This window comes from uncultured Coprobacter sp., from assembly GCF_947855755.1.
Classification (GTDB): domain Bacteria; phylum Bacteroidota; class Bacteroidia; order Bacteroidales; family Coprobacteraceae; genus Coprobacter.
In genome coordinates this window covers 1-7,255 of record NZ_CANUAR010000048.1, presented here as the reverse complement: position 1 = coordinate 7,255, position 7,255 = coordinate 1, and the positions used below count along the sequence as shown (strand labels likewise).

Genomic DNA, 7,255 nt, shown 5'->3' with positions numbered 1-7,255 from the left:
AAATTTGGAATGATTCTAAATAAAGACAGCAAGGTTAATTCGTATATAATTACCTTTTTATATTTCAAGTTTTTCATATCGTTTAGAGCCTGTCTCAATTTTGCTCAGGTCAGATTTGCGAGATTCTTTCGAGTATGTTTTTCTGTTTTTAGGAGGATGATAGCGGGCTATCTGACGAGTGAAAACGGGGAAAAAGACCGAAAGAAAACGCAAAGATGACCTGATAGTACTTTTTTATTGGAAAATTTAGACAGGCTCTTAGAGTCAGTCGTCTAAATTTTTTATAGAATGTCTTTATTCCGATAAATGAGTGTGGCATTATGATTTATAAAATTCTTGTGTAATTCAGGAGAATGAGTTTATTGAGTAATGATAAATAAAAACTTTTGCATGTTTATAAGAAAGAAAAAGCTATAAAATATGATGATAGAGTAAAACTTTATACTATAAAATCCCTACATTTGCGATTTAGAGTCTGTCAAAATTTTACAGGACATTTTTTGATGACTGTTCTCGCCGATGTTTTTTTGTTCCGATAAGGGAAGCAGTAGTAGGCTGCAAGATGTATAGAAACAGAAAAACAGTCTGAAAAAAGATTCAAAAAGACCGGAAGAAAACGCAAAGATGACCTGATAGTATTTTTTTATTGGAAAATTTAGACAGGCTCTTAAACCTATATGGACGACAGGTTAAAAAAGAAGATGCCGAAAAATGAAAATACAGTTTTCCCGTATGATGGTATATTTAAAAAGAATCATTTTGTTATTTTTGGGATTAATAAGTTTTCTCGTTCCGACTCAAGCTCAATTGAATACGGAACGTGTAATGAATATTGGTCGCAACGCTCTCTATTTTGAAGATTACATACTTTCTATACAATACTTTAATCAAGTTATAAAGGTAAAACCTTATATGGCAGAACCTTATTTTTATAGGGCTGCTGCCAAGTTAAGTTTGGAAGATTTCAGAGGTGCAGAGGAAGATTGTAACTTATGTCTCGAACGCAATCCTTTTATTACAGGAGCATATCAGGTTCGAGGAATTGCCCGTCAGAATTTAGGAGATTACCAAGGGGCGATCGATGATTACAATGAAGGTTTGAAATATGTTCCTGAAGATCGGACCTTTTTGGGAAATAAAGCGATAGCAGAAGTCCAGCTTAAAAAATATGATGATGCAGAAAAAAGTTTTGATAAACTTATTTCGATCCATCCGTCTTATTATAACGGTTATTTGAGTCGGAGTCAGTTTTGGTTGGAAAAAAAAGATACTTTGAAAGCGATCAAAGATATAGATAAAGCTATTTCTTTAGATAAGCATCTTTCGTATGCATACGCACAACGGGCTATTATTAAATTTCAGTATACAAAAGACTATCAAGATGCTTTGGCGGACATGAATGAAGCTCTACGGCTTGACCCGAATATGTCTTCTTATTATATTAATCGGGCATTGATAAAATATCATTTGGATGATTTGAGAGGTACGATGGCCGATTATGATAGAGTAGTGGAGATCGATCCTAATAATCTGATGGCTCATTATAATCGAGGTCTGTTGAGAGCTCAAGTTGGTGAAAAAAATAAAGCAATAGAAGATTTTTCCTTTGTATTGAAGTATGAACCGGATAATTATTTTGCTTACTATAATCGGGCAGTATTATATGATGAATTAGGAAATTATAGGGCTGCGGTCAAAGATTATAATAAAGTATTGAATCAATATCCGGATTTTTATTCTGGATATTATGCCCGTTCTGAAGCGAAAAGAAAATCGGGAGATATTTCCGGAGGAAAATCTGATTATCAGAAGGCGATGAAACTTTATGAGGAACAAAAGAATACGAATAAAAATTATGAAGAAGTTGCAGATAATGTCGATGAATCTGAAAATAATACTTCAGAGAAAGATGCTGATAAGGTAAGAAAAGAATCTGACAAAAATATAAATAAATTTGATCGATTGCTGGTTGCGGACAATACCGACATGAAGAGTAAATATACTAATGAGATAAGAGGTAGGGTACAAGATAAGAATTTTAATGTAGAGATAGCTCCGGCATTTGTTCTTACATATTATGAAAGACCAGATCAGGTGAAACAGACAATTTCTTTTATTCCTGAGGTTGAAAATCTGAATAGAGCCGGGATATTACCTTATCGGGTATTATTGACAAATGCTGAGATGGCATTGGACTCTGCAAAAATTAATAAACATTTTGTTTCGATCAATGATTATTCGAAGTTGATAGAAATAAATCCGCGTAATGCAGTCCCGTACTTCGGACGAGCTCTCGATTTTATGTTGATACAAGATTTTGCAAGTTCTTTAGATGATCTGAACCGAGTGATACAGTTAAGCGATAATTTTGTTTTGGCTTATTTTATGCGAGCGGTCGTCCGGTTTAAGCAAATTGAATATAGAGCTTCTACCCAAGATTTCGATGCTCAAAATAATAAATCTGTTTCCGAAACATTTGGTTTATCAAAGAGTCCGGCATCATCGATATTATTACCCAATTCATCGTCAAATAAAAAAGAATCGGTCGGAATGGATTATGAGATGGTTCTTCGAGATTACGATAAAGTTATAGAAATGGCGCCGCAATTCGTTTACGCTTATTATAATCGAGCTAATGTAAGATGTGCACAAAAAGATTTTCGGGCAGCTTTAGCTGATTATAATGAAGCGATTCGTTTACGTCCGGATTTCTCAGATGCATATTTTAATAGAGGATTAGTGTATGTCTTTTTAGGTGAGACTCAAAAAGGTATTGCCGACTTGAGTAAGGCCGGAGAATTAGGAATAGTTTCTGCTTATAATATTATTAAAAGACTGGGAGATTGAGTTTTTAAAATACATTCATTAAGACTTGCACGGACATTTTTTGAGAACTGTTTTAGAGGCATTTTTCAGTCCCGATAAGGAGAGTAGCAGACTACGTGACGTGTAGGAGTAAGAGACCTGATCGGAAGCAGACTCAACAAGTCTGGATATAAACTTTTATCGGAAAATTTAGATCGGTCCTTAAAAGGTCTGAAAATCATCTTATCGAATAGTTAAAAAAATATTGCCATAAAATTTAAACAGGCTCTAAAAAATTATTACTTTTGTGCTCTTGATAAAATATCTCTTTCTATAGAGACTTAGGAAATAAGAATTATAAAAAACAATTGTTACATTTTGCGTGTTGTATTAATGCTATGCGCAACAAGAAAACAAAGATTATGATAAAAATAACTTTTCCCGATCAATCGGTTAAAGAATTCGTTAAGGGAACTACTCCGTTGCAGATAGCCGAAAGTATTAGTCCTCGTTTGGCTCAGGATGTTCTCGCAGCTTCGATAAACGGGCAAGAATGGGATATTTCTCGTCCTATAAATGAAGATGCCTCTATAAAATTATTTAAATGGGATGATCCGGAGGGTAAACATGCGTTTTGGCATTCATCAGCCCACTTGTTGGCCGAAGCATTACAAGAACTTTATCCCGGTATAAAGTTCGGAATCGGTCCGGCGATAGAGAACGGATTTTATTATGATGTAGATCCGGGCGATACACCTATTAAAGAAGGCGATTTTACAGCTATCGAAGCTAAAATGGCTGAACTTGCTTCTAAAAAAGAAGCGATTGTACGGCATGATATATCAAAAGCCGATGCTTTGAAAATGTTTGGAGAGCGGAACGAAGAATATAAAGTAGAATTAATTACCGAATTGGAAGACGGGACGATCTCTACGTACACGCAAGGAAACTTTACCGATCTTTGCCGAGGTCCGCATTTGTCTAATACCGCTCCGATTAAAGCAGTGAAAATAACATCTCTTGCTGGAGCGTATTGGCGAGGTGATGAGAAACGTCATCAGCTGACACGTATATATGGCATTTCTTTCCCGAAAAAGAAAATGTTAGACGAGTATTTGGCTTTGATGGAAGAGGCAAAAAAACGTGATCATCGAAAAATCGGGAAAGAATTAGAACTATTTACATTCTCACAGGCCGTAGGACAGGGATTACCATTATGGCTTCCGAAGGGAGCTCTTTTACGTGACCGGCTTGAAAATTTCTTGCGTCGTATTCAGAAGCGATTTGGGTATCAACAGGTCATAACTCCCCATATCGGTAATAAATTATTATATGTGACGTCCGGACATTATGCCAAATATGGTAAAGATTCTTTCCAGCCTATTCATACACCTGAAGAAGGTGAAGAATTTTTGTTGAAACCCATGAATTGTCCTCATCATTGTGAGATATATAAAGCTTTTCCTCGTTCATATAAAGAATTGCCTTTGCGATTTGCAGAATTCGGAACAGTATATCGTTATGAACAAAGCGGAGAATTGCATGGTTTGACAAGAGTTAGAGGATTTACTCAAGATGATGCTCATATCTTTTGTCGTCCCGATCAGTTGAAGGAAGAATTTTTAAAAGTAATGGATATTATATTCATTATATTCAAAGCTCTTGATTTCAAGAATTTCGAAGCTCAAATTTCTTTGCGTGATCCGAATAATCGGGAAAAATATATCGGTTCTGACGAAAATTGGGAAAAAGCAGAGCGAGCTATAGTGGAGGCCTGTGAAGAAAAGGGCTTAAATGCCAGAGTAGAATTGGGAGAAGCCGCTTTTTATGGACCGAAACTCGATTTTATGGTAAAAGATGCTATCGGACGCCGTTGGCAGTTGGGAACTATTCAGGTCGATTATAATTTACCGGAACGGTTCGAGCTTGAATATACAGGAAGCGATAATCAAAAACATCGTCCAGTTATGATACATCGAGCGCCGTTCGGTTCAATGGAACGTTTTGTTGCGGTTCTTATCGAACATACTGCCGGAAAATTTCCTTTGTGGTTGACTCCGGAGCAGGTTGTCGTGATGCCTATTAGTGAAAAATATAACGGCTATGCACATGAAGTTGCCGCGCAACTCGAAATGCAGGATATACGTACGACTGTAGATGACCGAAATGAAAAAATCGGACGGAAAATACGTGATAATGAACTGAAAAGAATTCCTTATTTGCTCATTGTCGGTGAGAAAGAGGAACAAAATAAAGAAGTTTCTGTAAGAAAACAGGGTGAAGGTGATAAAGGTTCGATGAAAATTACTACCTTTGCCGAACTTCTGACTGAAGAAGTTGAAAGAATGATAACCCAATGGTAATTGAATGGAGAAAAAAAACAATTTAGGAGTTAATAAAAATTATCCTTCAAAGAAAAATGAAGGAATGAAAGAGTTGTACCGTACCAATGAAAAAATTAAGGTAAAAGAAGTTAGATTGGTAGGAGAAAATGTCGAACAAGGAGTTTATTCTATTCAAGACGCTTTGCGTATTGCAGAAGAACAAGAACTCGATCTTGTAGAAATTTCTCCAAATGCGGTTCCTCCTGTTTGTCGGATTACGGATTATCAGAAATTCCTTTATCAGCAGAAAAAACGATTAAAAGAACAGAAAGCTAAATCGACTAAAGTGGTCGTAAAGGAGATTCGCTTCGGACCTCAGACTGATGATCATGATTATAATTTTAAATTAAAGCATGCCAAAGGTTTCCTTGAAGAAGGTGCGAAGGTCAAAGCTTATGTTTTCTTTAAAGGGCGTTCTATATTGTTCAAAGAACAAGGGGAAGTGCTTTTACTTCGTTTTGCCAATGATTTGGAAGATTATGGCAGAGTAGAGCAATTGCCCGTTTTAGAAGGTAAGCGCATGATTATAATGCTTACTCCTAAGAAAAAGTAGAAAATTGAGGAGACTCAATATTATATGTTTTAGTAATACATAAATTAAAATTTAGTAAGATGCCAAAGATGAAAACTAACTCCGGTGCCAAAAAAAGGTTCGTCCTTACCGGATCAGGAAAAATCAAAAGAAAACACGCTTTCAAAAGTCATATTCTGACGAAAAAGACTAAAAAGCAAAAAAGAAATCTTACTCATTTCACTCTTGTATCTTCTGCAGATATCAATAACGTGAAAGAGTTATTGTGCTTGAAATAAGCCTTCGATTTTTTATTTAAAGCAAAAAGCGAGTTTAAAATTTTATTAACCGAATGTCATAGCCTGAAGATCATCCCGTGAGGAGGTGACGCTAACATTCAAAACAAGTAAAAACTATGCCAAGATCAGTAAATCACGTTGCTTCAAGAGCAAGAAGAAAGAAAATTTTAAAATTAACCAAGGGTTACTATGGTTCTAGAAAAAATGTTTGGACCGTAGCTAAAAATACATGGGAGAAAGGTTTAACCTATGCTTACCGTGACCGTAAAGCTAAAAAACGCGAGTTCAGAGCATTGTGGATTCAGCGTATTAATGCAGCGGCTCGTTTGGAAGGCATGTCATATTCCAAATTGATGGGAGCTTTGCATAAAGCCGGTATTGAAATCAATCGCAAAGTTCTTGCAGATTTGGCAATGAACAATAATGATGCTTTCAAGGCTATTGTAGAGCAAGCAAAGAAAGCTTAACTCATTTATTAATATATAAAATAAGGTTTCTTATACAAGAAGCCTTATTTTTTTGTCCTAAAAATTTGATTATTGTGCTACTTTTACTATATTTGTAATACAGAAAGCGAGTAAGACATAAGGTTGCATCCTAGTAGATTGGGAAACTCATCAAATCTTATGAAATACCGAGAACAAAGCTTTCTCTTCTAATGGCGGGCCACGCCGAGAGGTATGCGTTATGCACGGTGGATTACAAAGGAAGGGGGCACTCAAATCCTGTTATTCGGAGTTTCATCGCATCCTACGATGCAACCTTTCTTTATAAAAGGCAGACTATTTAATGGTTTGCCTTTATTTTTATACATTTTCTACTGGAGTCGGTTTAAAGTTGAAATGTCAAATTTTGTTCATGAAAATAAAAAAGGTAATGCTCCAACTTGTAATTTATGGCTAATTACCATTGCGGAAAATTATACAGATAAGAGGGCGCAAAAGTCTTTTCATAATAAGGTTTGGAAAGATATTAAAGTAAAAAGTGAACGGAAATCAAATAGTATATTTTTAGATTTAGAGAAATTGGCAGCATCAATACAAACGGTTAGGGAAGACTCTGATGATTGGTAATTGATATTTTTTATTTGCTTGATATGCTAAATTATTGGCTGCGTTGTTAAAATTACCTTTTAACTCTCCAAATCATACCGAAATAAATGAAAAAAGGAAGCTAAATATATTAACTTCCTTTTTTTTGTGTCGGGGTACCAGGATTCGAACCTGGGACCCCCTGCTCCCAAAGCAGGTGCGCTA

At 35.7% G+C, this 7,255-nt stretch carries 6 protein-coding genes; all 6 read left to right on the top strand.

Translation table 11 applies throughout. The features are described 5' to 3' along the window. The first annotated feature begins 825 nt into the window (after positions 1–825). The 6 genes from Q0093_RS14560 (at position 826) to Q0093_RS14535 (ending at position 7,072) form a co-directional block, all read left to right on the top strand. Positions 826–2,847: a tetratricopeptide repeat protein gene (locus Q0093_RS14560; protein WP_297931922.1), complete on the top strand. Its 2,022-nt coding sequence runs from the start codon at positions 826–828 to the stop codon at positions 2,845–2,847. A 380-nt stretch (positions 2,848–3,227) separates the two neighbouring features. Next, complete coding sequence (gene thrS / locus Q0093_RS14555) at positions 3,228–5,168, top strand: threonine--tRNA ligase (protein ID WP_297931919.1); 1,941 nt, start codon at positions 3,228–3,230, stop codon at positions 5,166–5,168. Between the two features lie 64 nt (positions 5,169–5,232). Then, positions 5,233–5,742, top strand: coding sequence for a translation initiation factor IF-3 (gene infC, locus Q0093_RS14550; protein ID WP_294177555.1), 510 nt, complete (start codon positions 5,233–5,235; stop codon positions 5,740–5,742). 59 nt (positions 5,743–5,801) lie between these two features. Then, positions 5,802–5,999: a 50S ribosomal protein L35 gene (rpmI, locus tag Q0093_RS14545; protein ID WP_009317128.1), complete on the top strand. Its 198-nt coding sequence runs from the start codon at positions 5,802–5,804 to the stop codon at positions 5,997–5,999. Positions 6,000–6,115: 116 nt separating this feature from the next. Further along, positions 6,116–6,466, top strand: a complete 351-nt coding sequence (gene rplT, locus Q0093_RS14540) for a 50S ribosomal protein L20 (protein WP_022389765.1) — start codon at positions 6,116–6,118, stop codon at positions 6,464–6,466. 213 nt (positions 6,467–6,679) lie between these two features. After that, positions 6,680–7,072 (top strand): hypothetical protein, encoded by a 393-nt coding sequence (locus Q0093_RS14535; protein ID WP_297931915.1) that lies wholly within the window; start codon positions 6,680–6,682, stop codon positions 7,070–7,072. The last annotated feature ends 183 nt before the right edge of the window (positions 7,073–7,255 follow it).

Coding starts and splice junctions, on each gene's coding strand:
- infC (WP_294177555.1), top strand. CDS start 5,233: ATGAAAGAGTTGTACCGTACCAATGAAAAAATTAAGGTAAAAGAAGTT.
- Q0093_RS14535 (WP_297931915.1), top strand. CDS start 6,680: ATGCGTTATGCACGGTGGATTACAAAGGAAGGGGGCACTCAAATCCTG.
- rplT (WP_022389765.1), top strand. CDS start 6,116: ATGCCAAGATCAGTAAATCACGTTGCTTCAAGAGCAAGAAGAAAGAAA.
- thrS (WP_297931919.1), top strand. CDS start 3,228: ATGATAAAAATAACTTTTCCCGATCAATCGGTTAAAGAATTCGTTAAG.
- Q0093_RS14560 (WP_297931922.1), top strand. CDS start 826: ATGAATATTGGTCGCAACGCTCTCTATTTTGAAGATTACATACTTTCT.
- rpmI (WP_009317128.1), top strand. CDS start 5,802: ATGCCAAAGATGAAAACTAACTCCGGTGCCAAAAAAAGGTTCGTCCTT.